Source organism: Brachybacterium sp. AOP24-D1-21 (assembly GCF_052378665.1).
GTDB lineage: Bacteria > Actinomycetota > Actinomycetes > Actinomycetales > Dermabacteraceae > Brachybacterium.
This window is the reverse complement of sequence record NZ_JBQSXX010000001.1, coordinates 2,161,683-2,187,342: the sequence shown is the minus strand read 5'-3', so window position 1 is coordinate 2,187,342 and position 25,660 is coordinate 2,161,683. Positions and strand designations below refer to the sequence as shown.

Below are 25,660 nucleotides of genomic sequence, written 5' to 3'. Positions count from 1 at the left end.
GCGGACCCACCGCTCACCTCGGTCGCGCTCACCGCGGTCGCTCGTCGTCGGTCGCGAATCCTTCGCGCGCCGTGCGCTCCTCAAGCGTCTCGAGCTCCTGGAAGAACGTCACCTGCCACCCGGACGGGCCCTGCACCCTCGCGTTGAGCGTGCGGAACGGGGTGCGGGTGGGCGGCGCCAGGAGCGCGGCGCCGTGCTCCTCGGAGGTGGCGACGGCCTGCGCGGTGTCCGGGACCTCGAGGGCGATGCGGAGAGTCGGGCCCTGCGTGCTCGGCGCGTTCTCGACCTCGTCGATCGCCCGAGCGTGCGCGGGGCTCGCGAGTTCGAGGGTGGCGGTCCCGGCGTGCAGGATCGCCACCCGGTCCTCGCCCTCGGTGGCGAAGGCGGGCTGCTCGGGCATGCCGAGCACGTCGCGGTAGAACCGCAGCGCTTCATCGAAGTCGTCGGTCTCGATGATCAGTCGCAGCTGGCTGGGAGTGTTCGTCGTCATGGTGCCCATCCTCGACGCTGACATGCGTGTCAGGGGCAAGTCCCAGGCGGTGCCGCAGCAGTCCGAGCTCCCTCAGCTCCCGATCGATCGCCTGCCTCTCGCCGCGCAGGCGGCGCTCCGCTGCGGCGAGCGCGTCCCCGAGCAGGGCGCCGTCCACCGCGGGAGCGCTCATCGCGGGCAGCAGCTCCTGGATCACGGCGCTGCAGAATCCGGCGGCGAACAGCTCCTGGATCTGCCGCACGGCGGCCTCGTGGGCAGGGGTGTACACGCGCTGACCGGACGGGGTGCGTTCGGGAGCCAGCAGCCCCTGCTGCTCGTAGTAGCGCAGCGAACGGGGACTGGCCCCGGTGCGCGCGGAGAGCTCTCCGATCCTCACTCGATGCTCACCGTCCCGCTCGCGCCGTCGATCGAGATCAGCTGCCCGGTGCGGATCTGCGTGGTCGCGCCCTGCACGCAGATCACGGCGGGGATGCCGTACTCGCGGGCGAAGGTGGGACCGTGGGCCATGGCCGCACCGGTCTCGGTGACGAGCCCCGCCGCCGTGAGGAACAGCGGGGTCCAGCCGGGATCCGTCGTGGGGGCGACCAGGATCTCGCCGGGATCGATGCGCGCCCCGCGGGGATCGGTGATCACCCGGGCGCGCCCGGTCGCCCGGCCCGGGGCGGCGCCGGCGCCCCGGAACCCGTCGGCGGGATCGGAGGCGGGGAGGGGGAACAGGCTGGTGATGGCCCGGGACTGCAGCAGCCAGAGGACGCCGTCGGCGTCGTAGGCCCATTCGATGTCCTGCGGCGCTCCGACGTGCTCCTGGATCCGGCGGCCGACGCTCCGCAGCTCGGTGAGCTGGGCACGGTCCAAGCAGCCCTCCACATCCGGCCCGATCACCTCGCCCAGCACGTAGTGGTCGGCATCGACGGTGCCGTCGACCACCGCCGCCCCCGACCCCGGAGCGGCGTCCACGACCATCTCGCCGCGGGTGCCGGTGAGCGGGTTCGCGGTGAACAGGACGCCCGCGGCCCGCGGCGCGATCATGGTCTGGACCACGACGGCCATTCGCGAACCGTCGATGCCGTGCGCCGCGCGGTAGGCGAGGGCCCGCTCCGAATCGAGCGACGCCCAGCAGGTCTCGATCGCGGCGAGCAGGTCCTCCAGGCCCGTGACGTCCAGGAGCGTGTCCTGCTGACCGGCGAAGCTGGCCCCGGGGAGGTCCTCCGCGGTGGCGCTGGAGCGGACGGCCACGGGCACGTCCTCCCCCAGCGCGGCATAGGCCGCCTCGACCTCCTCGCGCGGGATGCGACCGGCCCCGAAGGCGTCGGTGGTCAGGCAGAACCCTGCGGGGACCCGCTCCCCGGCGGCGATCAGCACGGCCAGCCCGGCGGCCTTCCCCCCGATCCGCTCGAGATCCGCCGGGTCCAGCTCGGTCAGCGGGATCACCGTCATCGCAGCACCTCTCTCCACGCGTTCCATGCGTCAGGGCCTCGGCCTCGGCGCGCATCGTCACGGCGCGGGCCTCTGCCTGACGACGCCGATCGTACGCTTCGGCGTCCTCCTCGGCCTGCTCGGCCTCCGCGCGGGCCGACGGCCGGTGCATGCTGGACGACTCCTTCCCCATGTGACAACATTGTTGTCATGATGGATCGTGGAGAGCTCGTCGACCAGGTCCTGGGCCTGGTCCGTCCCGTAGTGCTGAACTCCTCCCGGGTGGTCGAGTCCCGGGTTCGGGAGGAGGGCTGGACGGTAGGGATGCGCGCGGTGGCGCTCGAGCTGTCACGGCGAGGCCCGGAGACCGTGCCCGCGATCGGCGCGGCCATGGATCTTCCCCGCCAGGCGGTGCAGCGCCATGCGGACGAGCTGATCGCACGAGGGCATGCGGTCAGCACCACCAATCCACACCACCGGCGCTCCGTCCTGATCGAGCTGACGGAGCCGGGCAGGCGCGCGCTCGCACGCGCCCGGGATGCCGAGCGCGCCGCCATGTCCACGCTGGCCCCCGACTGCAGCGAGTCCGAGCTGCGCACGGCGCTCACCGTGCTCGCGACCCTCGATCGTGACATCCGGGCCCTGGCCCGCTCCGGAACTCGGCGCGGACAGGAGTGACCGTGCGCTCCAGACAGGACATATTCATCGCCACCACCAGGAACCGTCTGCACCTCGCCGACGTCCTGGACGGGCTGAGCGAGGACCAATGGAACCGGGACTCCCTGTGCGATGGCTGGACCGTGCGCCACGTCGCGGCGCACCTGCTGCAGCACGCCTTCGTCGGCTTCCCCCGGTTCTTCGCCGTCTCCCTGCGCTACCGGGGCAGCACGGACGCCACCATCGACCACTTCGCGCGTCGACTGGCCCGGCTGGACACCTCGACCCTGGTCCGCACGCTGCGTCAGCACGCCGAGGATCAGGTCGATCCGCCCCGCGTGGGCCCCTGGGGCCCCTTCGCGGAGACCTGCATCCACCTGCGGGACATCTCCCGCCCCCTGGACCTCGAGGCGGACGTCCCCTCGGAGGACTGGGCACACCTGCTCGGTCAGCTGACCGCGCCCGGTGCCCCTCCGGCGCTGGTCCGCCCCGGCCGCGGCGCGGGGCTCGCCTTCGTCGCAACGGACACGGGCTCGCGCCATGGTCAGGGGCCGCTGGTGAGCGGAACCGCCGAGGCCCTGTGCATGGCATTGGCCGGACGTCGATCCGCGCTGTCCGACCTCTCCGGGCCCGGCGTCGAGGTGCTCCGAGGCCGGTGAGACCCGGGACGATCAGATCGACGAGAGCGTGAGAGCCTGCTCGGTGCGCCCTCCGGGGCGAGCTCACCGGCGCCCCGTTCACACGCCGCCATGCACGAGACACCATCGCGGCGCCGGACTACTCTCAACCGGAACGGCCCGCCTGCCCGACCGACCACGGAGTACGACCATGCCCCAGAACCTCCTCACCGAGCGCCTCGACGCCGGCCCCGTCATCTGCGCGGAGGGCTTCCTGTTCGAGCTCGAGCGCCGCGGCTACCTGACCGCCGGAGAATTCGTCCCCGAGGTAGCCCTCGAGCATCCGGAGGCCCTGCGGTCCCTGCACGTGGACTTCCAGCGCGCCGGCTCCGACATCGTCGAGGCGTTCACCTACAACGGCCACCGCGAGAAGATGCGAGTGATCGGCAAGGAGGAGCTGCTGGAGCCGCTGAACCGCTCCGCGCTGCGCATCGCCCGTGAGGTCGCCGACGCGGTGCCCGGGAACCTGATGGCCGGCAACATCTCGAACTCGAACATCTGGGACCCGGCGGACCCCGCCCGGCAGTCCGAGGTGCGCGGCATGTTCGAGGAGATGGTCGGCTGGGCCGTCGAGGAGGGCGCGGACCTCATCATCGGCGAGACCTTCTACTACGCCGGCGAGGCGCTCGCGGCTCTCGAGGTGGCGAAGGCCTCCGGACTGCCCGTGGTGCTCACGCTCGCGCCGATGGCATTCCAGGAGATGGCCGACGGGGCAGGGATCGTCGAGACGGCCCAACGCCTGGAGCAGGGCGGGGCCGACGTAGTCGGGCTGAACTGCTTCCGGGGCCCGGCGACCCTGATGCCGTGGCTGCGGCAGATCCGCGAGGCGGTCTCCTGCCACGTGGGGGCGCTGCCGATCCCCTACCGGACCACGCAGGAGGAGCCGACGTTCTTCAACCTCTCGGACGCCGCAGCGACCGTGCCCTCCCCGCACGGACGCACCTTCCCCACGGCCCTGGACCCCCTGCTCGCGAATCGCTACGAGATCCGAGCCTTCGCCGAGGAGGCCTACGCACTGGGCGTGAACTACCTGGGCGTGTGCTGCGGCGCCGCCCCGATCCACATCCGCGAAGTCGCCGAGGCCGTGGGCCGCACCCCGGAAGCCAGCCGGTTCTCCGAGAACATGGCGAACCATTTCATGTACGGCAGCAATGAGCGGCTTCCCGAGCACGTGGTGGGGCTCGGCGGGCGAGCCTGACCGGGGGCGGCGTGTGCGCGTCGGGGCCCGCCGTCGGGCTCTCGGCGGGCCCGCCCTGCTGCCGGCGCCGCCGGGCGGGTCCTACGCCCCCGCTGCTCGCGCGGCCCGACGGTAGAGCTCGCGCAGATCGCTCCCGGGCTCCCGGATCCACGCCTGCCCCGCGACGTCAAGACAGGCGATGGCACTGGCGACGATGGCGTCAGCAGCGGGCGGCCGTGCGTCGCCGCCGCCCGCCTCGAGCCGGCGCTGGATGTTCGGCACCATGAGCTCCTGCCACTGGAGGTGCTTCTCGATGCTGCGGGCACGGAGCGACGGCGTCCCGTACAGCATCTCCGCTTCCTTCCTCATGGCCTCATCGCCCGGAGCCTGCTCGGCGACCCGCCAGAAAGCCTCCTCGATCGCCTCCCAGGGCGGCACGTCCAGAGGGACCGCCTCGAGTGCCTCCTGCACCTTCGCGCCTTCCCCGGCGAGGTCCCCCAGAACCACATCTTCCTTCGTCCCGAAGTACCGGAAGAAGGAGCGTCTCGAGATGCCTGCGGCGGCAACGATCTGATCGATCGTGGTGTTCTCGAACCCCTGCTGCAGGAACAGCCCCATCGCCGTCCGCGCGATCTCGGCATGGGCGGCTCGCCGCGCCCGCGTCCACAATCTGTCGTCCTTCATGCCCGCATCGTATCCTCCGTGCCCCGTTGACACTCAGTGCCACCTAGACATAGCGTGCCTCATATCGTTCGCGCACCCGCTGTCGCCGGAGGAGGCACGATGCCGTCGCACCGGAACCTGCAGAACCACACCGTCGCCGTCACCGGGGCGAGCTCGGGGATCGGCGCCGCCTTCGCGCATGCCCTCGCCGGGCGCGGCGCGGGTCTGGTCCTCATCGCGCGACGACGCGACCGCCTCGAACAGCTCGCCGGCACGCTGCGGGCGGAGCACGGCGCAGCTGTCACGGTCGTGCCGCTGGACCTCGCCTCCCCCGACGCAGTGACCGAGCTCCGCAGCGCGCTCGATGCCGCCGGAGTCGCGGTCACCTCGCTGATCAACAACGCCGGATTCGGCAGCTTCGGCGAGTTCCTCCACGACGACCCCGCGCGCCTAAACGAGATGATCGCGGTGGACATCACCGCTCCGGTGCAGCTCAGCCGCGCTTTCCTGCCCGACATCATCGCGGCGGAGGGGTTCCTCATCAACGTCGCCAGCATGGCCGCCTACGCGCCGACGCCTCGCATGGCCGTCTACGGCGGGGCGAAGGCTTTCGTGCTGAGCTGGACAGAGGCGTTGTGGGCGGAGACCCGCCACACCGGAGCGACCGTCTTCGCGCTCTCCCCCGGCGCCACCAGCACGGAGTTCAACGCCGTCGTCGGCACGGACGACGCGACGGCGGGCGCCTCGATGCGCACGGCCGAGGATTTGGTCGCGACCGCCATGGCGCATCTCGAGCACCGCTCACCCGGGCCGAGCACGATCGATGGCCGCCAGAACCGTCTCGCCGCCCTTGCCGGTCGCGTCCTGAGCCGGCGCACCCTCGCCGTGATGACGCACCGGCTCACTGCTGCCTCCGACTGAGCTGTGGCGCGGACCCGAGATGATCGGCGCCGCTGCGGCTCGTCGGCCCGGGCGAGCGCCTGTGGGTGCTCGTCGTAGATCGACCGAATCCCTCCACTTTGGCACCCGTGAAGCTCAGTGGACCGCGGTGACTACTGCCCCCGCCCCGCAGCCGTCCGGATCACCTCGGGATCGATCCGCCGCACCGCCTCCCCTGTCAGGCCGCGCGCGGCGACGTGGTCGCTGTGCAGCGCCTCGATCCTCTCGGCGAAGTTCCGGGCCCAGCGGCCGTTGGAGCGATCGTGCTCGGGAAGGTTTTGGTACGCCTCGGCCGCGGCCTCCTCGAGCAGATCGCCGTCGAACTCCCAGCGCGGGGCGAGGGTCGCCGAGACGATGCGCGCCACCTCCTGCGGGGAGAAGTCGGGGAACTCGATGACCAGCGGGATGCGTGAGCGCAGTCCCGGGTTCGCGGCGAGGAACTCGTCCATCGGCTCGGTGTATCCGGCGAAGATCGCCACGAATCGGTCGCGGTCGCTCTCCAGCCGGGTCATGAGGGTCTCGACGGCGAGCTTGCCGAAGTCGTTCGGTGTGGCCTCGACGGTGAGCTGGTACGCCTCGTCCACGAACAGCACCCCGCCCATCGCCTCGTCCACGGCGGCGGCGGTGCGCTGCTCGGTGTGCCCGATCCACGAGCCCACCAGGCTGCTGCGCTCCACCACCTTGACTTGCGGGGTGGAGAGGACCCCGAGGTTGTGGAACAGCTGCGCGATGAGCCGGGCGACCGTCGTCTTGCCGGTGCCCGGGTTGCCGGAGAACACCATGTGGTAGCTGGGCCGCTGGGTGTCGCCGTCGAGCTCGAGGCGCTGCCGGTCCAGCGCGACCCGGTTGACGAGGCTGCGCACCCAGGTCTTCACCGGGGCGAGGCCCACCATCTGGTCGAGCTCCTCCAGCAGCGCCTCCACGGTGCGCTCCTTGTGCTCGCTGCTGCCGCCACCGATCGCGGCGAGGTCCTCGTCGCGGATGTGAGTGAGGTCCTCCACCGCGGAGCTCGGCGCGGCCATCACGCGGCGCACCATCTCCTTGACCAGGCTCTCGTTGAGGTTCCGCACCCAGCGACCGTTGCTGCGATCGGTGCTGCGCCCGTAGAGCGCGGTGACGGTGCGGCGGTAACGCTCCTCATCGACCACGTAGTCGTTGGAGAGCAGGTCGCGGTACCCGATCTCCGCGATCTGCCGCGGCGAGTAGTCCTCGAAGTCGAACCGGTTGGGGACACGGGACTGCAGGCCGGGGTTCATCCGCAGGAAGTCCTGCATCCGATCCGCATATCCAGCGAAAATCACCACCACGCCGTCGCGATTGTTCTCCATGAAGGTGATCAGCGCATCGACCGCCTCCTGGGCGAACTCGTTGTTCTTCTCCTGGTACAGCGAGTAGGCCTCGTCGATGAACAGCACGCCGCCGCGGGCGGATTCGAGCACGTCCACCGTCTTCTTCGCCGAGGCGCCGATCCGGTCGCTGACCAGGTCACGCCGCCCCACCTCCACGAAAGTGTCGGAGCTGATCGCCCCTGACTCGTGCAGCACCCGGCCCAGCAAGCGGGCGACGGTGGTCTTCCCGGTCCCCGGATTGCCCAGGAACAGGGAGTGCATGCTCATCCCCGTGGTGCGCAGTCCGCTCTGCGCCCGGATCTGGTTGAACCGGACCATCTGGGTGAAGCCCTGAATCTGCTCCTTCACCGTCTCCAGGCCGGTGAGTGCCAGGATCTCGGCGAGCGCGTCCGGCGGCGCCGCGTCGGTCTCGCCGCTGTCGGCGTCGGCCGGGACGGGGTCCCCCGCGCCGACGGAGGCGGGTGCCGGCCCGGCAGGTTCGAGCGCCCCCTCCCCCGCGGCGGCCTCCGCCGTCTCGACGGAGGCCGCGGCCTGGGGCGCGGCCGTGGTGACGCTGCCCTGCGGGGCCGCGGCGGCGGGTTCGTCATCGAGGTATTCGACACCGCGGCCGGTGACCGTGGCCTCCCCGCCGTCCTCGCGCACCACATAGGTGCTCGCTCCCGGCGGTGTGCGGAGCTCGTCGATGCGCAGCTCGGCGGCGCTGGAGTACATCTCGAGCTGCTCGAACTCGGCATCGACCCTCCCCAGATGGACGGTGGCGCCGCCGAGCGCGACCACCTGGCGCTTCTCGTCCTCGTTGTCGTGGAGCGTCACGTCGCCGGTGACATCCGCACCGCTGCCGGCCAGGACCATCAGGGCATCGCAGTTCGTGAGCCGCGCGGTGCCACCGCCGACGACGCGCAACCAACCGAGCGCGCTGTCATCGGCCACGAGATCCGCGCCGTCGACGTCGACCACCCCGCGCTGCTGATCGGACGCCGCCGCCACGGTGCAGCCGGTGAACGTGGCGGAGGCACCCCTGCCCAGGTAGACGGCAGCCAGTTCGGTCCCGTCGGAGGGTTCGAGGAGGACATCCTCGAGGGTGAGGGTGCTCCCCTGCGCGGCCTGGACCGCGTTCGAGGTCGCACGGGCCCGCAGCGTGAGGCCGGAGATCGAGGCCTCGGCATCCTCGTAGGTGGCGAGGCAGCCGTGCAGCACCGTCCGGTCGGAGCCGCTGCCGCGCAGATGCATGCGGATCGACAGCATGGCGCCGACATCGTCGAGGTAGTACTCGCCCGGATCGAGCACGATCGTGTCGCCGGCCTTGACCTTCGGCTGGATCTCCCGCATGAAGGCTCGGGCGGCCGAAAGCGGCCAGTGGACCTCCTTGGGGACGGGAGGGGCATCGGGGTCATGGATCCGCACCGAGGGGCTGTCGCTGCGCACGAGCCCGGCGCCCTTGGCGATGACGAGGTACTCCTCCCCTGCCGGCAGGATCGCCTCGCCGATCTCCAGCGAGCTCTCCTCGCACAGCGCCTCCCACTCCCCACGAGGTGCGTCGAGCCTGCCGATCCGGCACACCGTCTCGCCCTCGAGCACCAGGGAGCGCTTGCCCGGCCCGGGCGCCACCTTGAGAACGTCCGCATCGATCCGGGAGCGGCTCGACGCGATGATCGAGCTGGCCGCCGTGTGGGAGAGCGTCGCAGTGCTGGCGGTGGCCCAGACGTGCCCGAGCGTGGACTGCTCCGCCGTGAACGTGGACCCCGTCTGCAGGGTGATGGTCTGCGCTCCGGGAGCGCCGCGCACCTCGCACTCTCGCAGGCTGAGCAGGCCGCTCTTGCAGTAGAGCGCCGGGTACTTGCCGGCCGGATCGCCGACGATGATGCAGCGATCGAGCGTGGCCCGCGCACCCGGCTTCGGCATGTGCACGGCGTTCGAGAAGTGCGGCGCGCGCAGGGTGAGGTCGCGGAACGCCGCGTTCCCGGTGACATCGACACGGGTCTGGAGCACCACCTCCGACGGGTCGCTGCCGACGCCCTGGAAGGTCAGGTGGTAGATCGGGATCGTCTCGATCACGTACTCCCCCGGGGCGAGCTGGATCTTGTCCCCCGGCTTCGCGAGGTGCAGCGCCTCGCCCAGGGTCTTCCCGAACATCCCCGACTTCACCTTGATCGTCGCCATCGTCGACGTCCTCCCCCTGGTCGTTTCCGGCACGGGGTCGCACCACTTCCCGTCGACGCCGGCATCGCGTCACCGACGGGTCAAGGCGGTCCCTCCGAGGGCCACCCTAGAGCCGGATGTCGACGCGTGGCGGGGTCTGATCGGATCGCAAGCCAACGGGGTCGCCGCGCCCGCACGCTCTCCCGGTCACAGCTGGCCCTGCTCCTTCGACCCGGCCGGGATCAGGGCCATGCGGGTGACCAGCGTGGGCTTGTCGAGCAGATCCTCGACGTCACCTCGCAGGATGGCCTCCGCCGCGCCGCCGGCGTGGGCACCGGGCTTCTCGCGCAGCTCCGGGCCGATGTCGCTGACCACCACGCCGACGCCCGCAAGCTCCTCGGTGATGGGCCGGGCTGCGAGTCCACCCGATGGATGACATCCAGGGTCGCGAGGCCCGCGAACACCCCACGGGGTCTGGGCTCAGGCACCTCCAGCCGCCTCCCTCCGCTCATCTCCGATACCCGGAGTCCAGATCACTCCGGGTGCTCGTGCCCGGCCAACGCGTCCAGGGCGAGCGTGGAGTGCGCATAGGCTCGTGGGCGACGGCCACCGCGATGAGCTGTTTCGTCTTCCCCGGGAGGGCGCCTTCCTCGAAGACCGCCTTGCTGAACGCCTCGAATGCGTCGTCGATCTTTGGGGCCAGGCGAGGCCCGTCACTGCGGCCGACTATCGTGCGGGGCAGGGCAGTCCTGGTGCTGCCTCGTCCGCTGAATCCGCCCTGGAAGGACGACGCCATGCAGAGTCCCGAGGATGCGGTCCGTGCGACCGCGGCCGAGATCCCATCCGGCAACGTGATGACCTACGGAGACATCGCCGTGGAGACCGGCCTGCACCCACGCCAGGTGGGACAGATCGTCGCCCGAATCGCCGAGGAGATCCCCTGGTGGCGCGTCGTCCGCGCCGACGGAACACCCGCCGCGTGTCACGGCGGCACAGCTCCTTCGCTGCTGGCGCAGGAGCACGTCCCGTTCGTGGGCGACAAGGTGGACCTGCGCAGACTGCGCACTCCGCGCTCGAACTAGTCCTGATCCGGCGGCGCAGCGTCGTGCTGGCTGAACCCGCTGGATCAAGCTCACCCTGTGTTGAACGCTCACCGGCCGGTCGCCACCCTCACGCCCACCGCTTCCGCGGCGACGACTCCCCCACCCCGGCGTTGAACATGTTCAGCGGGTCGAGCTGCTGGAAGTGCTCGATCATCGGTTCGGGCGCCGGGTAGATGCGCCCGAAGTTGTGCTCGGCCGGCACGGCGGCGCCGCGGCTCTCGAGCAGCGCCGTCATCGTCTTCTTCAGCGCCACCGGGTCCACGCCCTTCCTGGCCACGTGGTCCTGGTGCAGCACGTGGCAGAAGAAGTGCCCGAAGTAGACGCTCTCGAGCAGCTGATCCGCGATCTCCGGGGGCAGCACCTCGAGCCAGTCCTGGTCATCCCGGCGCAGCGCGACGTCGAAGGTGACCATGGCCGAGGCCTCCGCGCGGTGCATGACGAAGAAGCGACTGGCGGCGCTGGCCACGCCGAAGCGGATCAGCGTGGCGCTCTCGGCCTCGCCGGCGTCGCACTCGAAGAACCCGCCCTCATGCTCGGGAGCGGCGAAGAACTCGGTGAGCAGCTGCTCGGTCGCCGCCTTCTGGTTGCCGCTGACCACCAGCAGCAGATGATGCTCGAAGCGGTCGCGGTACTGGACGAGCCGCGCCGGGATCTTCTCCGGCACCAGCGAGAAGAGCTTCTGGGAGATCGCATCGGCGACCGACGACCCCAGGCCCGGCACCTTCGCGAACACGCCGTTCGCCCAGCCCTTCAGGGCGAACATGCGCACCAGGGTGCGGGAGCCGGCGTGCTTGAGGGAGACGTACGTGTCCTTCCCATAGGTCACGGCCAGATTGAAGGCGTGCGCGCTCATGTACTCCCCCGAGATCGGCAGCGGACCGTCCGCGGCGAGGAAGGCGCGGCGCAGAGCCTCGAGGTACGCGGGATCGTCGGTGCCGATGTAGAAGGTCGCCTTGTCCTTCTCGAGCGGGAAGGTACGGGTGCGCACGGCGAACACCATGAGCTTGCCGGCGTTGCCGGAGGCCTCGTGGAGGAACGTCGGATCCGCGTTGAAGCGGGCCGGGGTGTCCGCGAGCTGGCGCACGTGCTCGGCGTAGGCGGTGCCGGTGGAGTCGGGCGGGGGCGGCGTGACGTCGGCAGCCTCCCACTCGCCGCGCTGCAGCCGGTCGAGGATGTGCGTGGGATCGGTGCCGAGGTCGATGCCCAGGTGGTTCACGAGCTGGATCTGCCCGTGCTCGTCGACCCGCGCGAAGATCGCCTGCTCGGTGTAGGCGGGGCCCTTGCGGATCTGACTGCCGCCGGAGTTGTTCGCGATGCCGCCCACGACGCTCGCCCCGATCGAGCTCGAGCCGATCACCGAGTGGGGTTCGCGGCCGTGCGGGGCGAGCATCTCCTCGAGGGCGAAGAGGGTGGAGCCGGCCAGGCAGATCGCCTCGCGGGCGTCGTGGAGCAGGTGGATCTGGTCGATCCGCAGCGTGGAGAGGATGACGATGTCGCGGTCGTAGTCCTGGTCACCGGGACCGGAGCCCCCGGTGAGTCCGGTGTTCGCGGCCTGGGTGATGACGATCAGGTCATGGTCGACGCACACCTGCAGGGCGCGCCACATGTCCACCAGCGACCCCGGTCGCAGCACGGCGAGCACTTCGCCCGCGCCGAAGCGATCCCCGGTGGTGTAGCGGGCCGTGGCACGCGCTGAGGTGAGCACGTGCTTCCGTCCCATGATCTCGGTGAAGGCCTCGACGGCCCCCGCCGATCGGTGGTTCTGCGGTGCGTGCATGTGCGGATGCTCCTTTGCCTCGGGTCAGCATCCCGATGCTACTCGCGGCCGACTATCGTGCGGTGCAGGGCAGCCACCGTGCTGCCTCACCCCGCTGGATCCTCCCTGGAAGGACGGCACCATGCAGAGCTCCGAGGATGCGGTCCGTGCGACCGCGGTCGAGATCCCGCCCGGACGCGTGATGACCTACGGGGACATCGCCGTGGAGACCGGCCTGCACCCCCGCCAGGTGGGACAGATCGTCGCCCGCATCTCCGAGGAGATCCCCTGGTGGAGAGTCGTCCGCGCCGACGGAACACCCGCCGCGTGTCACGACGGCACGGCTCCTTCGCTGCTGGCGCAGGAGCACGTCCCATTCGTGGGCGACAAGGTGGATCTGCGCAGGCTGCGCGTTCCGCGCTCGAACTGATCCTGATCCGGCTCAGGCCGTAGTCGCGCCCCCATGCTCAGCGCATCCGCAGGATCGTCGCCGGATCAGGCGGGTCTTGACGACCAGCTGCTCCACTGGGAGGGAGTGGTCGTCCAGGCGTGCGAACAGCCGCTCCGTCGCAAGCTCACCGAGCCGAGCCGGATCCTGGCGGACGACAGTCACCGCAGGGTCCAGCAGATCCGCGTGCCCGAAGTCGTCGAAGCCGATCAGTGCGATCTCGTGCTGCTGGCCGCGGCGCTGGAGCGCCCGCACCACGCCGACAGCGATCGCGTTGCGCGCGGCGAACACCGCAGTCGGCGGGTCATCCCCCTCCAGCAGGGCATCCAGGATGCGGGCTGTGTCCTCAGCGGTGGATATCCCGTCGACCACCTGCAGGGAGTCCGCAGGGAGGCCAGCGTCGGCCCAGGCGCTGCGCGCACCGGCGATCCGCTGCGCGGACGTCACCAGGGTCGCCAGATGCGCCAGGACCACGACCCGCCGGTGCCCGTGCTCGATCAGGTGCGTGACGGAATCGCGGGCTCCGATCTCGTTGTCGACCATGAGCGTGTCGATGGAGATGCCCTTCGGCGGGCGGTCCACGGCGATCACCGGTGTGCCGAGGTCGAGCTCGTGCCGCAGGTAGGAGAGGTCGCCGCTCGAGGGCATGAGCACGAGCCCGTCGACCCTCCGTGCCAGGAGCGTGACGGCGCGCTGGCGCTCACGATCGGCGTCCTCGTCGGTGCTCGAGGAGAACACGCTGACGCGGCGCTCCTGGGCGGCGTCCTCGACGGCGCGGTGCAGCTTCGCGTCGAACTCGTTGTCGACGCTCGCGACGAGGAGGCCGATGCTGTCGGTGCGCCCCGCGGCACGGCGGAGGTTCCCGGCAGTCATATCGCGCCGGTAGTTCAGTTCAGCGGCGGCTCTGCGGACCTTCGCCGCCGTCTGGTCGGAGACCCCGGCTTCGTCGTTGACCACCCGGGAGACGGTCTTGAAGCCCACCCCGGCACGTGCCGCGACGTCCTTCATGGTGGCGCGCTTCTTCGTCATGCCGTCTCTTCCGATCCGCAGCACGGGGTGGTGGCCCCGAGGCGACGAGCCCCGGGGCCACCAGCGTGTCCTGTCTCAGCCTTCGAGGAGCGCGAGACGGTCGGGATCGTCTGCGAAGATCTCCTCCGCGTTCGCCTCGGTGACGACGATCGGATCCAGTGCATAGATCGGCACGTCGATCACGCCGTTGTTCTCCGACTCCTCGGTCGCCGGAGCCTCCTCACCCTTCTGGAAAGCGGTGATGATCTCGACGGTCTTGGCCACGAGGTCCTTCGTCGGCTTGTGCACGGTCGAGTACTGCTCGCCGGCCCAGATCGACTTGATGGACTCAGTCTCAGCGTCGAGGCCGTCGACCACCGGGATGTCCTGGCCGGCACCCTTGCACGAGGTGATGATCGCGCGGGCGATGCCATCGTTCGGGGAGAGCACGCCGTCCACGGGCTTGTCCGAGTAGTTCGCGGCGAGCAGCGAGTCCATGCGGGTCTGGGCCTTGCCGTTGTCCCAGTCCTGGGTCGCGACCTGCTGGAAGTCCGTCTGCCCGGAGACGACCACGAGCGTGCCGTCGTCGATCTTCGGCTGGAGGACCGACATCGCGCCCTCGAAGAAGTTCGGGGCATTCGGATCGGCGGGACCGCCGCCGAACAGCTCGATGTTGTACGGGCCTTCGCCCTTGCGCTCGGCGAGGCCGTCGAGGAGGGACTGGCCCTGCAGCTCACCGGTGCGGATGCTGCCGAACTGCACCACACCGTCGACGGCGTCGGTGTTCTCGATCAGACGGTCGTAGCCGATGATCCGCACGCCGGCGTCCTTCGCCGCCTTCAGCGCGCTGCCCAGCTGGGTGCCGTCGATGGGGCCGACGACGATCGCCTTCGCGCCCTGCTGGACCATCGCCTCGATCTGCTGCTGCTGCTGCGGCACCTTGTTGTCCGCCGCCTGGATCAGCGGGGTGAAGCCGGCGCTCTTGAGCTGCTCCTCGAACATGGCCTGGGCCTCGGCCCAGTTCTGCGTCCCGAGCCACGGCAGGGACACACCGATGGTGGCATCGGCGGGGAAGCCGCTGCCGGCTTCTTCACCGCCGGCCGTCTCGCCGCCGCCGCGGCCCTCGCCGCAGGCTGCCAGGAGCAGTGCACCGGCCGCGGCTGCGCCGCCGAGCGTGAAAGTCCTTCTCTTCATGATTTCTCCTCAGGTGATGTGGAGGCCCGCCATCGGGCTCCAGGGTGGGTTGAGTGGGTCAGGTGGGTTCAGTGGCGGGCGCCGCGGGCAGGATCCCGACTGTGGGAGCGTGCCCGGGTGCTGGAGCGTGCCCGGGTGCCGAAGGGTCAGTTCTTGGCAGTTCCCGGCGCGGTCGGCGCGGTCGGCGCGATCTGCGTCGAGTCGGTGGTGCTCTCCGACGTCTTCCGGTCGCCGAAGAGCCGGCCGGTGATCGAGGGGCGGCCCTGCTGCTTGTTGTAGACGTCGAACGCGACGGCGGCGAGGAGCACGAGGCCCTTGATCACCTGCGTCTTGTCCTGGCCCACGCCCATCAGGAACAGTCCCGAGTTCAAGGTGGCCATGACGAGCCCGCCGATCATGGTCGCCGCCACGGTGCCGATCCCGCCGGAGACCGCGGCCCCGCCGATGAACACGGCCGCGATCGCGTCGAGCTCCCACATGTTGCCGTCGGTGGGTCCGGCGGAGGTCGCACGGGCGACGAAGAGGATGCCCGCGAGCGCCGCGAGGAACGACATGTTCATCATGACGAAGAAGTGCACCTTGGCGACGCTCACGCCGGAGAGCGCGGCGGCCTGCTTGTTGCCGCCCACGGCGTAGATGTGGCGACCGAACGTGGTGCGCTGGGTGATGACGTGGTAGACGATCACGAGGACCACCAGGATCAGCCCGGGCACCGGGAAGGAGGTGCCGGGACGGCCGCTGCCGAACAGGTACGTGACGTAGCCGAGGACCGCGCCGACGAGCACCAGGCGGATGATCACGGCAGTGAAGTTCAGGCCGGTCTCACCGTCGGCGACGCGCTGGCGGAAGGTGCTGATCTCGCTCCAGGCATAGAGGGCGATCGCGAGGATGCCCAGCAGCAGCGTCGAGTTGTTGAGGTTGGTGAAGGCCGGTCCCCACTCGGGCAGGTAACCCGCGCCGAGCACGTTCAGCTCCGGCGGCACAGGAACGCTGACGGAGCCGCTGATCCAGATCACGCCGCCGCGGAAGATCATCATCCCCGCGAGGGTGGTGATGAATCCGGGGATGCCCACCTTCGCGAGCCAGAAGCCGTGCCAGGCGCCGATCGCGATGCCCACGACCAGGCCGGCGAGCAGCGCCGCCCACCAGGGGAAGCTCAGGTCGCGGGCGGACAGCGCCACGCACATCCCGACGAAGCCGGCCACGGAGCCGACGGAGAGGTCGATGTGGCCGATGACGATGACCATCACCATGCCGATCGCCAGGATCAGCACGTAGGCGTTGCCGGCGATGAGGTTCTGCATGTTCCCCGGCGTCAGCATGTTGCCGCCGGAGGCGATGTGGAACCCGAGGAGAAGTGCCACGAGGGCGAAGACCATCGTGAACTGACGGAAATCCGTCCCGAAAATCTGCTTCACAACATTCATGAGTGTGCTCTCTCGTTACTGCGTCGGTCAGGCGGCGGAGCCGACGGTGGTGGTCATCATGCGCATGAGCGTTTCCTGGTCGGCGTCGGCGCGATCCACCTCACCGGTGATGCGCCCTTCGCAGATCGTGTAGATCCGATCGCAGATCCCCAGCACCTCGGGCAGCTCGGACGAGATGACGATGATCGTCTTGCCCTGGTCGGCGAGGTCCTGGATGAGCTTGTAGATCTCGAACTTCGCTCCCACGTCGATGCCGCGGGTGGGCTCGTCGAGGATCAGCACGTCAGGCTCGGGGAAGAGCCACTTGGCCAGGACGACCTTCTGCTGGTTGCCGCCCGAGAGGGTGGCGACGCCGACGTCGATGCCGGGGGTCTTGATGCGGAGCGACGTGCGGTACCGCTCCGCGACCGCCCGCTCCTTCGAGCCGTCGATCAGCCCGCGCCGCACCACGGCCGGCAGGTTCGCGGAGACGATCGTCTGCTTGATGTTGTCCAGGAGGTTCAGCCCGAGCAGCTTGCGGTCCTCGGAGACGTAGGCGAGGCGGTGCCGGATGGCCTGGCGCACGGTGTGCAGCTCGACGGGTTCGCCGTGGAGGTAGATCTGGCCGGAGCGGTGGATGCCGTAGGAGCGACCGAACAGGGAGCGTGCGAGCTCGGTGCGGCCAGCCCCCATGAGCCCGGCGAATCCCACGATCTCCCCGCGGCGCGCGACGAAGCTCTCGTCATCGCAGACGAGCTTGCCGGGCACGTTCGGGTGCTCGACGGTCCAGCCCTTCACCTCGATGACGGTCTCGCCGCCGAGGTTGGGCTCGTGCTCCGGGTAGCGGTTGTCCAGCGAGCGGCCGACCATCGCGCGGATGATGCGGTCCTCGTCGACGTGGCCCGCCTCGACCGCGTAGGTCTCGACGGTGCGGCCGTCGCGGATCACGGTGACGGCGTCGGAGACCGCGGCGATCTCGTTGAGCTTGTGGGAGATCATGATCGAGGTGATTCCGCGGCCCTTGAGACCCTTCATCAGCAGGAGCAGGTTCTCCGAATCGTCCTCGTTCAGCGCGGAGGTGGGCTCGTCGAGGATCAGCAGCTTGACGTTCTTCGACAGCGCCTTGGCGATCTCGACCAGCTGCTGCTGGCCCACGCCCAGGTACTTCACCGCCATGTCCGGGTCGACCTCGAGGCCCACGCGAGCGAGCAGGTCGCGGCAGCGCCGCCGGGCCTCGCGCCGGTCGATGAGCCCGCCGGCGACGATCTCGTTGCCGAGGAAGATGTTCTCGGTGACGGAGAGCTCGGGGATGAGGGCGAGCTCCTGGTGGATGATGACGATGCCGGCGCCCTCCGAGGACTTGATGTCCTTGAAGGCCATCTCCTCGCCCTCGAAGATGATCTGCCCGCTGTAGGTGCCGTGGGGGTACACCCCGGAGAGCACCTTCATGAGGGTGGATTTCCCGGCGCCGTTCTCCCCGCAGATCGCGTGGATGTCGCCCCGGCGCACGGACATCGTCACGTCGTCGAGCGCCCGGACTCCCGGGAATAGCTTGGTCATGTTTCGCATCTCGAGGATTGCGTGCGCTTCGCCCATCGTTACCTCCGACTCCTCATTGAGTGCCGCCGTACGGCGGCGTGCCGTCCGATGACGGCGGAACGCGGCTGCCTCCCTCCGGACTCCCTCCGGAAAGACAACGTTGTCAGTGTAGGACCAGCAGGCCGGTCCGGACGCCACGTGCACATCACGATCCCATAACGCGCACAGCCCCGCTGGTCGGGGACGCGCGGGCTGCATCCAGGGGCCGACGGGCGGGCCCCGCGCCCCCGGCGGGCGGGACTTTCGTGCCCCTGCGGGCGTTCCTTCTGCGCCCCCTGAGCGGCCTGCGAGCTCCATGAGCGACCTGCGGGCCGTGCCCCGGGACCGGCAGCCGGGCCAGGCCCCGGGGCCGTCATGCAGCCCCGGGGCACAGCATTCTCGTCAGAGCCCGCGGCGCCGGAACCTTCCGATGAGCACCGCCGCCGCGCCGGCGACGACCAGCGCGAGCGCCGCCACCGCCCCAGTGACGGCGTTGACGCCGGTCAAGGCCAGGCTTCCCCCCGCCTGCGGGGGTTCGGAGCTCGACGCAGCGCCGCCCTGGGACGGCTCTCCCGTGCCGGGACCGTCGTGCGGCACCGGGTGGTCGGAGGGCCCGGTGGGCTCTACCGGCTCGGTGGGCTCCGCGGGCCCGGTGGGCTCGGTGGGCTCCGCTGGGGCCGTCGGCGCTGCGGGGTCGGTGGGCTCCACAGGCTCGGTGGGCTCCGAGGGATCAGTCGGATCAGTCGGGTCGGTCGCCCCTGCCCCGAACATGGTCTGCGCCACCGGGGCCACCGTCGCGTCGACGATCTTCGCGTCGCCGCCCTCGGCGAAGGCGAGCACCTGCTGAGAGTCCGCGCCGGGGAAGATCAGCTCGGTCATCGTCCTGGTGCCGTCCTGCGCGAACACCTCGACGGAGGAGCGGTCCAGCCAGATGCTGAAGGAGACCGTGCCGTCGTCCTCGAGCGTGACCGGCGCCTCGACCTGGCCGGGGAACGCGCTGTGGAAGTCGACCTCGCCCGAGCGCGACCGGTCCACGAAGGCCTTCCCGCGCTCGGCGTCGTAGCCCACGAGGGTTCCCTGCGCGTCGTCGGCGCTGGCGGCCGGATCGGCGGTGAATCCGTCGGACGCACTCACCACGACCCCCGCGCGAGTCGCCGAGCCCGGATCGAGACGCAGATCGATGCGGAGCATGTCCCCGCTGATCGTCTCGCCGTCGGCGCTGAGCGGAGCGGTCCCCTCTGCCACGGCGACATCGGCGACGCTCTGGCGCGATTCCTCCACGAGCGAGTCCTCGGCCTGCTGGACCGGAGCATGAACCAGCTCGATGCCGTGGTCGGTGCGGCTCAGCCCCACCTCACGCGGCAAGGTCATCGCGGAGACCCAGGGAGAGACGGGGACGTCACCGGCGTAGAGCCAGTTGTTCATCCAGCCCTGAGTGATTCGCTTGCCGTCAGGGGCATCGGAGTAGGAGACGGTCGCGTAGTAGTCGCTGCCCCAGTCCATCCACTGATAGTTCTCCAACGAGGAGGCGATCGGCGCGTCCGTGGCGACGAAGTGATCGACGAGGATGTGCCCCCACCCGCCGCTGCTGTTGTCGACGATGCGGAGCGAGGCCTGCTGGCCCTCGAACTCACCCACCTCCCAGTTGTGCCAGTCCAGGTTCTCGCTGTCGGAACCGGTGGCGGTGCGGACCACCTCGCCGTCGACGACGAGGTTCACCGTGGTCTCGTCACCCCGGGGCAGTGCGGCCTCGTCGCCCATGACGACGTGGTCGAGGGTCAGGTGGCCCCAGCCTCCCGTGGCCTCGTCGACCACGCGCAGCTGAGCGGTGCGGCCCTGCAGCTCGGAGAGGTCCCAGTGGCGCCAGTTCAGCGCGCCATCCTCGGGCCCGGTCTGACTCCGCACCACCTCGCCGTCGACCATGAGCTGCACCTCGAGGGTCTCGTCGGACGCCTCCGTACGCGCTCCCCCGCCCACCAGCATGTTCAGGTAGTCACCGTCGATCGTGAATTCGGGAGAGGTCAGCGTCCCGAGGTTGTCGTCGCCCTTGGGGCCGCCCTCCCAGGTGTTGATGCGCTTGTCGCCGAGGGCGTACTCGCCGCCCGCGGTGGACGGGCTGCCTGTGGCGGCGAGGTCGCCGCTGCCGGTCCAGCCCATGTCCGCGAGGGTGACTGCGCCGTCGGCCTCCTCGAAGCCGTTCCAGAGCGCGGTGCCCGCCGGCGGGTCGTTATCAGGCCGAGTGCCCTCCCGATGCGGATTGTTCCCTCCGCCGACGAGGAAGCCGAGATGTTCGCGCTCGATGGTGAACGGCTCGGATTCCATCGCGCCGACCGGCCCGTCGCCGCCGTGGAACGAGTTGACGAAGCCTCCACCCTCGACACCGTTCACGGACTGCTGGCCGCTGACGGGCCCCTCTGCTGGCGCACTCCCGAAGGGGCCGCTCTCGGCCTGACCCTCTTCGTTCGCAACGTCCCATCCGGAGAAGTCCCCGTTCTCGAAGTCCCAGAGGACCTCGCCGTCCGGGGCAGGGATGTCATCCACGATGTTCTCTGCAGTGAAGGTGGTGCCATCGAAGTCGCCCACGAAGTACTGGCCGCCGCTGCCCCCGGCGACGGAGCCGGGGTTGAGGTTCACGATCATGACCCAGCGGGTCTCCTCGGGGTTCCCGTCCACCGGGAGCTCGAAGAGGTCCGGGCACTCCCAGATGCCGCCGACCGCATTGGCGGGCCCGAAGTCGGAGGCGAACTCCCAGTTCAGGAGATCATCCGAGGTGTAGACGACGACCTGGTAGTCGGTCGCCTCGACCGCCACCATGACCCAGTGGGACTCTGCCGGAGTCGCCCCCTCGTACCAGAACACCTTCGGGTCGCGGAAGTTGCCCGAGTCGCGATCAGCGACGGGATTCCCCTCGTACTTCTCCCAGGTGAACCCTCCATCCGTGGAGAACGCGAGAGACTGCGCCTGCTTCCCGGCATGCTCAGGATGGCTGCCCGTATATGCACTGGTGTACAGCGCGATCAGCGGGTCCTCGTCGCCCGTGCCGAGCCCGCTGGTGTTGCCGTGATCCACGACCACGGACCCCGAGAAGATGTCCTCGATGCTGTTCCCGTCATCATCGAAGCTCTGCCCGATCGCGAGGGTCTGCTCGGTCCAGGTCATGAGATCGGGGCTGGTCGCATGCCCCCACGACATATTCCCCCAAACGCTCCCCTCGGGGTTGTACTGGTAATACAGGTGGTAGAGACCGTCGTGGAACACCATCCCGTTGGGGTCGTTCATCCAGTTCCGCTCGGGCGTGTAGTGGTAGCCCGGACGGTTCGGCTCGGAGCCGATCGTGCCCTAGGAGAAGCTGGGCGCCGCGCCCAGCCCGAGGATCAAGGTGGCAGCGGCGCCAGCGCACAGGAGGCGCAGGGCGCGAGGCGGAGCTGTGGTGTGGAGCATGAGTCGGTTCCCTCCATCGGGAGTAGCCGGGATGGCGTCGTAGCGTCCAGGTGCCGTGGACGACGCAGTCGTGACGGACGCTCTGACAACGTTGTCTATTTGGTGCCGACTGCACCCTACTGAACGTTCTGCCCGGTGTCCACCACGTCACGGCACGACGCCTGCCGGATCCGAGCTGGCACTGCAGCGTCGGGCGACAGCGTGCCCCTGACGGCACCTGCGCAGGTCGGACCGGACAACTGCGATGCCTGACCGCGCGAGACCCCCCTGCTCGAAGCAGCCGAGGAGCCATGCTCTATCGTCGTGAACCAGGGGCCACCAGGCGCCCGGAAACGGACACACGTGCAGCCTTCCCAGAATGGCCATGGCGGATCGGTCACCGATGCCCCGCTCACCCTCGGACTGATCGGGGCCTCGCGCAAGCCGGACGAGCGCCGGGTGCCGGTGCATCCCGCGCATCTGGACCGCATTCCCGAGCACCTGCGGCGCCGCATCCTGGTCGAGGAGGGATACGGGCTCCCCTTCGGGATGTCCGACGCGAAGATCGCTGCGCTGGTGGGTCGCGTCGGCACCCGCGAGGAGGTGTTCGCCGCGGCCGACGTGCTGGTGCTGCCGAAGCCGCAGCACGAGGACATCCGCGCGATGCGCGAGGGACAGATCCTCTGGGGCTGGCCGCACTGCGTGCAGGACCGTGAGCTCACGCAGCTGGCGATCGACAAGCGCCTCACGCTGATCGCGTTCGAGGCGATGAACCACTGGGGCCCCGACGGCTCCTTCACGCTGCACGTGTTCCACGCGAACAACGAGCTGGCGGGCTACTGCTCGGTGCTGCACGCCCTGCAGCTGCGGGGCACGACGGGGAACTACGGACGGCGTCTCACCGCCACGGTGATCGGCTTCGGCGCCACGGCGCGGGGCGCGATCACGGCGCTGAGCGCCCACGGCATCTCCCAGGTGCGGGTGCTGACCAATCGTGCGGTCGCGGCGGTCGGCTCCCCGATCCACTCGGTGGACATCGTCCAGTTCGGTCACGAGGAGGGCCCGTACCTGAGCGAGGTCATCACCGACGACGGGGTGGTGCCCCTGGCCCCGTTCCTCGCCGAGAGCGACGTGGTGGTCAACTGCACCCTGCAGGATCCCAACGCCCCGCTGCTCTACCTGCGCGAGAGCGATCTGCCGAAGTTCCGGCCCGGGAGCCTGATCGTGGACGTCTCCTGCGATGAGGGGATGGGGTTCGCCTGGGCGCGCCCCACCACCTTCAAGGCGCCGATGATCGAGCTGGACAACAACATCCACTACTACGCGGTGGACCACAGCCCCTCGTACCTGTGGAACTCCGCGAGCTGGGAGAACAGCTCCGCGCTGCTCCCCTTCGTCGAGACCGTCATGGCAGGGCCCGCGGCCTGGGCCGCCGAGTCCGTCATCGATCATGCGATCGAGATCCAGGACGGCGTGATCAGGAATCCTGCGATCGTCGAGTTCCAGGGCCGCGAGAGCGAGTACCCCCACCGCTGAGCGGCGGGGCATCGCGTCGTCGCGCAGCGCTCAGCGAGGACCCGCGGCCGACCCGCCTCTCAGCCGACGTGCGGCAGGGTCCACCGTGCACCTTGCCCCGCTCCCGGCCCGAGCACCCTGTTTCACCTGCTCCCTGCCACGACCTCGAGCCCGAGCCGCTGCGCCGCCTGCGCGAGCTCACGGTCGAAGGTCGCGAATCCGATCATCGCGTCCCCGTAGAGCAGGGCCGTGGAGAGGTGCAGTGCGTCCATGGCGCGCAGACCTGAGCCGAGCGAGAGGGCGTGGTCGATCACCTCGTCGTCGACCGCGTCGAGGCCGGTCCGGGCGAGGATCGCGTCGACATCGGCATGAGAACCGCCACGGCGATCCACTGTCGCGTGCAGCTCGACCTCGAGCAGCCGCGAGGAGAGCAGCTCCGTCGTTCCCGCGAAGAGGGCCTCGACCTCGACCACCCCCGGTTCTCGGCTGAGGAGCTTGTAGGCCGCCGAGGTGTCGAGGTAGATCATGCGCGGTCCCCGCGCATGTCCTCGATCATCTGCTCGGTGCTCCAGCCGTGGATAGGTGAGGCGACCGTCGGTATCCCGCTCTCGGTGGCGGGCCGCAGCGCACCGCTGGCGAGGCGCCGGGAGCGCCGATCAGACTCGACCCTGGTGATGCGGGCGATCTGGCGGCCACGGTCCGTCACGGTGACCTCCTCCCCCTCCTGCACTCGCGCGAGGACCCGGGCGGTCTGCTGGTTCAGCTCGGTGCGCGTCACGTCAGCCATGGGACCACGGTACGCCTAATACTAGTTCTAGTACAGATGCGATGTGGACGACGAGGGCGCGGGCTTCCTCTCCCCAGGGTCGCAGCACTGTGAAAGAGGAAGTGCAGCCGGTCGCCGCGCTCACCGCCGGGTGATCGCGAAGGCTCCTGCCGGTACGCTCCTGCCCCCGCGGTTCGCAGGGCCCACTCGCATTCCGTCGGCCCGGTACGCACTGCCCGTCTGCCCCGGCACGAGCGCCAGCTTCGCATCAGCCGACACCACGTGAAGCGTCAGCGAATCTCCCCGCTCCACCGCGAGCTCCACTGTGGTCACCGCCGGCAGCAGCATCAGCTCGTCGAGCTCGAGCCTCCCCTCGGCGATGACCTCGATGGCCACAGCGCCCGCCGGGATCGGGACGTCGAGCCGCACGGGCCTGAGCACCCCGTCCCACTCGGTCACGCCCGGATCCCCGGCACCGCCCAGCTCGAGCGTGCCCAGCACTGTCCGTGCTCCGGCCGCGTCGATCGCACTCCAGTGCGCCACACCCGCGTCCTCGGCGAGCCGGTGGATCAGCGGATGCGCCGTCGCGCTTCCGGCGGAGACTGCGGCGAGCGCCTCGGCATCCAGCGTGAAGCGCACTGTGCCGCCGTCACCGGCGAGCACAGAGGATCCGCGCCAGTTCGACTCCCCCGTCCACGCGCTCTCCGGCGTCACGACCGCGGCGTCGCCGCTGAGCTGCGCCGACTCGGCCGGGAGCCACTGCATGCCGTGCACCTCGGGCGTGCCGTTGAGGCTCCGCGCGGTCCGCGCGAGGTCCCGGTCCTGGTCCAGCGCGATCATCGCCAGCAGGGCGTGGATCGTGGACTCCGCGCCGGAGTTGCGGTTGAGGCGCCCGTCGGGCTCGATCCCGTCGACGGTCACGCCGGTGGCCGGATCGTAGACGGGCTCTCCCGCCGGGTTCGCGCCGAAGAACCAGCCGGCGACGAGTGCGGCCAGCTCCCGCAGGCCCTCGCCACCGGTGACATCGGCCGTGCGCAGCAGGGACTCGATGCGGCTCTGGACGCCGTAGGCGATCTGCGACTCCCCGGGTACGGGTGACCAGGCGTTGTACGGGCCGCCGGAGGTGAGCAGCTGCGGGGTGAACACGCCCACGTCGGCCACCGCAGCATCGAGCCCGCGGCCCGTGACCGCGGAGGCGACGGCGAGCGCGGCCGGGGCGAGGCCGCCCCAGGCGTGCCAGAGGCTCTGCGAGCCGGTCCACGGCATGATCGCACCGAAGGGCCAGACGCCCACGGCGCCGGAGGGCATCGCCTCAATACCCTCGGCGTAGCGGTCCAGGGCCTGGGCGACGCGCTCGTCGTCGGGTCGCACCGTGAGGGCTGCGGCGAGCCCGAGCACGGCCTCGCCGGTCGCGTCGGCACCACCGGCGATCACCCAGCCGGGCACGGGGACCCCGTCGGCCGAATCCCACTGCCCGTATCTGCCCAGCGAGGCGCGCTCGAGCGCGGTCAGCGCCAGGTGCAGACGCTCGACCAGGAACGCGGTGAAGTCAGGGTCGACCGCGGCGAACACGGCGATGCTCTCTCCGAGCGCCCAGACGGTGCGGGCCAGCCAGTAGGACTCGTCGGAATCCGAGGGGTCGGGCAGCTCGATGGGGATCGCGCTGCAGTTCAGGGCGCCGTCGGGCTGCATCCACAGCACCACGTTGCCGGCGTTCTGCCCGGAGGTGACCTGGAGGTAGGTGAGGGTGCGCAGCAGCTCCCGGGCGGTCGCCAGATCGGCGTTGTCCCTGAATGCGGAGTGGGCGCGCAGGAACACGATGGCGGTGCGGGAGATGTCGTCGGCGTTGTAGGCGCCCTGGGACCAGTGGCCGGTGGCGGCGTCGAGATCTCCGCCGCCGATGCGGGTGAAGGTGCCGTCCTCTGCGCGGTCGGCGTAGGTCCACACGGCGGTGGCGCG

22 protein-coding genes are annotated in these 25,660 nt (G+C 70.0%); 7 read left to right on the top strand and 15 right to left on the bottom strand.

All coding sequences use genetic code 11. From position 1 onward, the window contains the following. Positions 1–28: 28 nt before the first annotated feature. From ACT3UF_RS09780 to ACT3UF_RS09770, 3 genes are read right to left on the bottom strand one after another with little or no spacing between them, the layout of a single operon-like run. Positions 29–490 (bottom strand): VOC family protein, encoded by a 462-nt coding sequence (locus ACT3UF_RS09780; protein WP_444502617.1) that lies wholly within the window; start codon positions 488–490, stop codon positions 29–31. After that, the gene (locus ACT3UF_RS09775) at positions 432–866 is read right to left on the bottom strand and encodes a MerR family transcriptional regulator (RefSeq protein WP_441445217.1); all 435 of its coding nucleotides are present in this window, start codon (positions 864–866) and stop codon (positions 432–434) included. The genes ACT3UF_RS09780 and ACT3UF_RS09775 overlap by 59 nt, the downstream gene beginning before the upstream one ends. Continuing rightward, positions 863–1,954, bottom strand: a complete 1,092-nt coding sequence (locus ACT3UF_RS09770) for a PEP/pyruvate-binding domain-containing protein (protein WP_444608286.1) — start codon at positions 1,952–1,954, stop codon at positions 863–865. Before ACT3UF_RS09770 ends, ACT3UF_RS09775 begins: the two co-directional genes overlap by 4 nt. Before the next feature lie 162 nt (positions 1,955–2,116). Here ACT3UF_RS09770 and ACT3UF_RS09765 point away from each other — a divergent pair, with 162 nt between their 5' ends. The 3 genes from ACT3UF_RS09765 to ACT3UF_RS09755 all read left to right on the top strand — a co-directional run bounded on the left by ACT3UF_RS09765 (position 2,117) and on the right by ACT3UF_RS09755 (position 4,438). After that, complete coding sequence (locus ACT3UF_RS09765) at positions 2,117–2,584, top strand: MarR family winged helix-turn-helix transcriptional regulator (RefSeq protein ID WP_441445219.1); 468 nt, start codon at positions 2,117–2,119, stop codon at positions 2,582–2,584. Between the two features lie 2 nt (positions 2,585–2,586). Then, positions 2,587–3,222, top strand: coding sequence for a maleylpyruvate isomerase family mycothiol-dependent enzyme (locus ACT3UF_RS09760; RefSeq protein ID WP_441445220.1), 636 nt, complete (start codon positions 2,587–2,589; stop codon positions 3,220–3,222). A gap of 169 nt (positions 3,223–3,391) precedes the next feature. Beyond that, positions 3,392–4,438, top strand: a complete 1,047-nt coding sequence (locus ACT3UF_RS09755) for a homocysteine S-methyltransferase family protein (protein WP_444502620.1) — start codon at positions 3,392–3,394, stop codon at positions 4,436–4,438. A gap of 81 nt (positions 4,439–4,519) precedes the next feature. Here ACT3UF_RS09755 and ACT3UF_RS09750 read toward each other — a convergent pair whose 3' ends face one another. Beyond that, entirely contained in the window at positions 4,520–5,101 is a 582-nt protein-coding gene (locus tag ACT3UF_RS09750; protein ID WP_441445222.1) for a TetR/AcrR family transcriptional regulator, read from the bottom strand. Between the two features lie 99 nt (positions 5,102–5,200). Between ACT3UF_RS09750 and ACT3UF_RS09745 the strand changes: the two genes are divergently transcribed. Continuing rightward, on the top strand, positions 5,201–6,001 hold the full coding sequence (locus ACT3UF_RS09745; protein ID WP_441445223.1) for an SDR family NAD(P)-dependent oxidoreductase: 801 nt from the start codon (positions 5,201–5,203) through the stop codon (positions 5,999–6,001). Between the two features lie 131 nt (positions 6,002–6,132). Here the strand turns inward: ACT3UF_RS09745 and ACT3UF_RS09740 are convergent, their stop codons facing one another. Further along, positions 6,133–9,528, bottom strand: a complete 3,396-nt coding sequence (locus ACT3UF_RS09740) for an AAA family ATPase (RefSeq protein ID WP_441445224.1) — start codon at positions 9,526–9,528, stop codon at positions 6,133–6,135. 186 nt (positions 9,529–9,714) lie between these two features. Beyond that, positions 9,715–9,885, bottom strand: a complete 171-nt coding sequence (locus ACT3UF_RS09735) for a hypothetical protein (RefSeq protein ID WP_441445225.1) — start codon at positions 9,883–9,885, stop codon at positions 9,715–9,717. A gap of 416 nt (positions 9,886–10,301) precedes the next feature. Here ACT3UF_RS09735 and ACT3UF_RS09730 point away from each other — a divergent pair, with 416 nt between their 5' ends. Next, positions 10,302–10,589, top strand: a complete 288-nt coding sequence (locus ACT3UF_RS09730) for an MGMT family protein (protein WP_441445226.1) — start codon at positions 10,302–10,304, stop codon at positions 10,587–10,589. 88 nt (positions 10,590–10,677) lie between these two features. Here ACT3UF_RS09730 and dld read toward each other — a convergent pair whose 3' ends face one another. Further along, positions 10,678–12,387 (bottom strand): D-lactate dehydrogenase, encoded by a 1,710-nt coding sequence (gene dld, locus ACT3UF_RS09725; RefSeq protein WP_441445227.1) that lies wholly within the window; start codon positions 12,385–12,387, stop codon positions 10,678–10,680. Between the two features lie 121 nt (positions 12,388–12,508). Between dld and ACT3UF_RS09720 the strand changes: the two genes are divergently transcribed. Beyond that, positions 12,509–12,796, top strand: coding sequence for an MGMT family protein (locus ACT3UF_RS09720; RefSeq protein ID WP_441445228.1), 288 nt, complete (start codon positions 12,509–12,511; stop codon positions 12,794–12,796). Positions 12,797–12,808: 12 nt separating this feature from the next. On the opposite strand, the gene ACT3UF_RS09715 is transcribed toward ACT3UF_RS09720, so the two are convergent. From ACT3UF_RS09715 to ACT3UF_RS09695, 5 genes are all read right to left on the bottom strand, one after another. Continuing rightward, entirely contained in the window at positions 12,809–13,843 is a 1,035-nt protein-coding gene (locus tag ACT3UF_RS09715) for a LacI family DNA-binding transcriptional regulator (protein ID WP_442332808.1), read from the bottom strand. Positions 13,844–13,918: 75 nt separating this feature from the next. Then, positions 13,919–15,016 carry a substrate-binding domain-containing protein gene (locus ACT3UF_RS09710; RefSeq protein WP_442332807.1) on the bottom strand — a complete coding sequence of 366 codons (1,098 nt, stop codon included), beginning with the start codon at positions 15,014–15,016 and terminating at the stop codon, positions 13,919–13,921. A 146-nt stretch (positions 15,017–15,162) separates the two neighbouring features. Next, entirely contained in the window at positions 15,163–16,443 is a 1,281-nt protein-coding gene (locus tag ACT3UF_RS09705; RefSeq protein WP_441445231.1) for a sugar ABC transporter permease, read from the bottom strand. Between the two features lie 27 nt (positions 16,444–16,470). Continuing rightward, positions 16,471–18,018 (bottom strand): multiple monosaccharide ABC transporter ATP-binding protein, encoded by a 1,548-nt coding sequence (mmsA, locus tag ACT3UF_RS09700; protein ID WP_441445232.1) that lies wholly within the window; start codon positions 18,016–18,018, stop codon positions 16,471–16,473. A gap of 384 nt (positions 18,019–18,402) precedes the next feature. Continuing rightward, positions 18,403–21,333, bottom strand: coding sequence for a GH32 C-terminal domain-containing protein (locus ACT3UF_RS09695; RefSeq protein ID WP_444502622.1), 2,931 nt, complete (start codon positions 21,331–21,333; stop codon positions 18,403–18,405). A gap of 450 nt (positions 21,334–21,783) precedes the next feature. Here ACT3UF_RS09695 and ACT3UF_RS09690 point away from each other — a divergent pair, with 450 nt between their 5' ends. Further along, on the top strand, positions 21,784–22,956 hold the full coding sequence (locus tag ACT3UF_RS09690; protein ID WP_441445233.1) for a N(5)-(carboxyethyl)ornithine synthase: 1,173 nt from the start codon (positions 21,784–21,786) through the stop codon (positions 22,954–22,956). A gap of 122 nt (positions 22,957–23,078) precedes the next feature. Here the strand turns inward: ACT3UF_RS09690 and ACT3UF_RS09685 are convergent, their stop codons facing one another. The 3 genes from ACT3UF_RS09685 to ACT3UF_RS09675 form a co-directional block, all read right to left on the bottom strand. Further along, positions 23,079–23,462, bottom strand: coding sequence for a type II toxin-antitoxin system VapC family toxin (locus ACT3UF_RS09685; protein WP_441445234.1), 384 nt, complete (start codon positions 23,460–23,462; stop codon positions 23,079–23,081). Next, entirely contained in the window at positions 23,459–23,722 is a 264-nt protein-coding gene (locus ACT3UF_RS09680; protein ID WP_299305800.1) for a type II toxin-antitoxin system Phd/YefM family antitoxin, read from the bottom strand. The genes ACT3UF_RS09685 and ACT3UF_RS09680 overlap by 4 nt, the downstream gene beginning before the upstream one ends. Before the next feature lie 120 nt (positions 23,723–23,842). Continuing rightward, positions 23,843–25,648 (bottom strand): hypothetical protein, encoded by a 1,806-nt coding sequence (locus ACT3UF_RS09675; protein ID WP_441445235.1) that lies wholly within the window; start codon positions 25,646–25,648, stop codon positions 23,843–23,845. Positions 25,649–25,660: the final 12 nt, after the last annotated feature.

Excerpts from the sequence above, each read along its gene's own strand:
- ACT3UF_RS09780 (WP_444502617.1), bottom strand. The coding sequence starts at position 490 with ATGACGACGAACACTCCCAGCCAGCTGCGACTGATCATCGAGACCGAC.
- ACT3UF_RS09770 (WP_444608286.1), bottom strand. The coding sequence starts at position 1,954 with ATGGAACGCGTGGAGAGAGGTGCTGCGATGACGGTGATCCCGCTGACC.
- ACT3UF_RS09765 (WP_441445219.1), top strand. The coding sequence starts at position 2,117 with ATGATGGATCGTGGAGAGCTCGTCGACCAGGTCCTGGGCCTGGTCCGT.
- ACT3UF_RS09755 (WP_444502620.1), top strand. The coding sequence starts at position 3,392 with ATGCCCCAGAACCTCCTCACCGAGCGCCTCGACGCCGGCCCCGTCATC.
- ACT3UF_RS09750 (WP_441445222.1), bottom strand. The coding sequence starts at position 5,101 with ATGAAGGACGACAGATTGTGGACGCGGGCGCGGCGAGCCGCCCATGCC.
- ACT3UF_RS09745 (WP_441445223.1), top strand. The coding sequence starts at position 5,201 with ATGCCGTCGCACCGGAACCTGCAGAACCACACCGTCGCCGTCACCGGG.
- ACT3UF_RS09740 (WP_441445224.1), bottom strand. The coding sequence starts at position 9,528 with ATGGCGACGATCAAGGTGAAGTCGGGGATGTTCGGGAAGACCCTGGGC.
- ACT3UF_RS09730 (WP_441445226.1), top strand. The coding sequence starts at position 10,302 with ATGCAGAGTCCCGAGGATGCGGTCCGTGCGACCGCGGCCGAGATCCCA.
- dld (WP_441445227.1), bottom strand. The coding sequence starts at position 12,387 with ATGCACGCACCGCAGAACCACCGATCGGCGGGGGCCGTCGAGGCCTTC.
- ACT3UF_RS09720 (WP_441445228.1), top strand. The coding sequence starts at position 12,509 with ATGCAGAGCTCCGAGGATGCGGTCCGTGCGACCGCGGTCGAGATCCCG.
- ACT3UF_RS09715 (WP_442332808.1), bottom strand. The coding sequence starts at position 13,843 with ATGACGAAGAAGCGCGCCACCATGAAGGACGTCGCGGCACGTGCCGGG.
- ACT3UF_RS09710 (WP_442332807.1), bottom strand. The coding sequence starts at position 15,016 with ATGAAGAGAAGGACTTTCACGCTCGGCGGCGCAGCCGCGGCCGGTGCA.
- ACT3UF_RS09705 (WP_441445231.1), bottom strand. The coding sequence starts at position 16,443 with ATGAATGTTGTGAAGCAGATTTTCGGGACGGATTTCCGTCAGTTCACG.
- mmsA (WP_441445232.1), bottom strand. The coding sequence starts at position 18,018 with ATGGGCGAAGCGCACGCAATCCTCGAGATGCGAAACATGACCAAGCTA.
- ACT3UF_RS09685 (WP_441445234.1), bottom strand. The coding sequence starts at position 23,462 with ATGATCTACCTCGACACCTCGGCGGCCTACAAGCTCCTCAGCCGAGAA.
- ACT3UF_RS09680 (WP_299305800.1), bottom strand. The coding sequence starts at position 23,722 with ATGGCTGACGTGACGCGCACCGAGCTGAACCAGCAGACCGCCCGGGTC.